The following is a 2500-nucleotide window of genomic DNA, read 5'->3' as shown; positions in this document are numbered from 1 at the left end:
CCGGTAGGTGTAGGCGCAGCGAAAGCGAGTCTGAACAGGGCGTTCAGTTCGACGCATTAGACCCGAAACCGAGTGATCTAGCCATGAGCAGGATGAAGGTAAGGTAACACTTACTGGAGGTCCGAACCCATAACTGTTGCAATAGTTCGGGATGACTTGTGGCTAGGGGTGAAAGGCCAATCAAACTCGGAAATAGCTGGTTCTCCGCGAAATCTATTTAGGTAGAGCGTCGACCGAATACCCCAGGGGGTAGAGCACTGGATGGGCTAGGGGATCTCACCGATTTACCAAACCTAACCAAACTCCGAATACCTGGGAGTACTAGTCGGCAGACACACGGCGGGTGCTAACGTCCGTCGTGAAAAGGGAAACAACCCTGACCTACAGCTAAGGTCCCCAAGTTATGGCTAAGTGGGAAAGGATGTGAGGATCCCAAAACAACCAGGATGTTGGCTTAGAAGCAGCCATCATTTAAAGAAAGCGTAACAGCTCACTGGTCTAAATAAGGGTCTTTGCGCCGAAAATGTACCGGGGCTAAAGCCATACACCGAAGCTTAGGGTTTGCAGCTTGCTGCAAGCGGTAGCGGAGCGTTCTGTAAGCTGACGAAGCCGTACCTGTGAGGGGCGGTGGAGGTATCAGAAGTGCGAATGCTGACATGAGTAACGTAAGGGGAGTGAGAGACTCCCCCGCCGAAAGTCCAAGGGTTCCTGCTTAAAGCTAATCTGAGCAGGGTTAGCCGGCCCCTAAGTCGAGGCAGAAATGCGTAGACGATGGGAACCACGTTAATATTCGTGGGCCTGGAGGAAGTGACGGATCGCGTATGTTGTGGGGTCTTATTGGATTGATCCCTGCAGCGGAGCGGTTCCAGGAAATAGCTCCTCCATTATAGACCGTACCCGAAACCGACACTGGTGGACTGGTAGAGTATACCAAGGCGCTTGAGAGAACTATGCTGAAGGAACTCGGCAAATTGCACGCGTAACTTCGGAAGAAGCGTGACCCTTCTGCGGGCAACCGTAGGAGGGTGGCACAGACCAGGGGGTAGCGACTGTTTATCAAAAACACAGGGCTCTGCGAAGTCGCAAGACGACGTATAGGGTCTGACGCCTGCCCGGTGCTGGAAGGTTAAAGGGAGAGGTGCAAGCTTTGAACTGAAGCCCCAGTAAACGGCGGCCGTAACTATAACGGTCCTAAGGTAGCGAAATTCCTTGTCGGGTAAGTTCCGACCTGCACGAATGGCGTAACGACTTCCCCGCTGTCTCCAGCATAGACTCAGTGAAATTGAATTCCCCGTGAAGATGCGGGGTTCCTGCGGTTAGACGGAAAGACCCCGTGCACCTTTACTATAGCTTTACATTGGCATTCGTAGTGGCATGTGTAGGATAGGTGGTAGGCTTTGAAGCCAGGGCGCCAGCCTTGGTGGAGCCACCCTTGAAATACCACCCTTATCTCTATGGATGTCTAACCGCGGCCCGTTATCCGGGTCCGGGACAATGTATGGTGGGTAGTTTGACTGGGGCGGTCGCCTCCTAAAGAGTAACGGAGGCGCGCGATGGTGGGCTCAGACCGGTCGGAAATCGGTCGTCGAGTGCAATGGCATAAGCCCGCCTGACTGCGAGACTGACAAGTCGAGCAGAGACGAAAGTCGGTCATAGTGATCCGGTGGTCCCGTGTGGAAGGGCCATCGCTCAACGGATAAAAGGTACGCCGGGGATAACAGGCTGATGACCCCCAAGAGTCCATATCGACGGGGTTGTTTGGCACCTCGATGTCGACTCATCGCATCCTGGGGCTGGAGCAGGTCCCAAGGGTATGGCTGTTCGCCATTTAAAGCGGTACGTGAGTTGGGTTCAGAACGTCGTGAGACAGTTCGGTCCCTATCTGCCGTGGGTGTAGGAATATTGAAAGGATCTGTCCCTAGTACGAGAGGACCGGGATGGACGGATCTCTGGTGGACCTGTTGTGGCGCCAGCCGCATAGCAGGGTAGCTATATCCGGACGGGATAACCGCTGAAGGCATCTAAGCGGGAAACCCACCTTAAAACGAGTATTCCCTGAGAACCGTGGAAGACGACCACGTTGATAGGCCGGGTGTGGAAGTGCAGCAATGCATGAAGCTTACCGGTACTAATAGTTCGATAGGCTTGATCGTTCTCATTACTTGTGTTCATCGCAGCGCGATCCCGAAGGGATCGTCGCTTGCCAGCGCTCACGCATGAGCGGGCCTTGCGGCCCTATGCTCCGCGAGGGCGCCGGACGACCGGCGACGCGCAGTCGCGCTTGCGGGCCTTGCCCGAAAGCCGATCGCAGACGTCGCCAAGGCACAAAAAAACAGGCTCAGCCTGCAGCTTCTCGAAAATAACGTGCGTTTTGCCGACCTGGTGGTTATGGCGGAGCGGCTGCACCCGATCCCATTCCGAACTCGGCCGTGAAACGCTCCAGCGCTGATGGTACTTCGTCTCAAGACGCGGGAGAGTAAGTCGCTGCCAGGTCTGCCAA

2 rRNA genes (1 of these 2 cut by a window edge) are annotated in these 2500 nt (G+C 55.0%); both read left to right on the top strand.

The features are described from left to right. Window positions 1-2153: ribosomal RNA gene (locus tag C8K44_RS26965) — 23S ribosomal RNA — on the top strand; it begins 660 nt to the left of the window's first position. 225 nt (window positions 2154-2378) lie between these two features. Next, a 5S ribosomal RNA gene (rrf, locus tag C8K44_RS26960) occupies window positions 2379-2493 on the top strand. Window positions 2494-2500 lie beyond the last annotated feature (7 nt).

Origin of the sequence: Aminobacter sp. AP02 (assembly GCF_003148805.1) — a bacterium.
Classification (GTDB): domain Bacteria; phylum Pseudomonadota; class Alphaproteobacteria; order Rhizobiales; family Rhizobiaceae; genus Aminobacter.
This window is presented reverse-complemented; position numbering and strand designations above follow the sequence as displayed.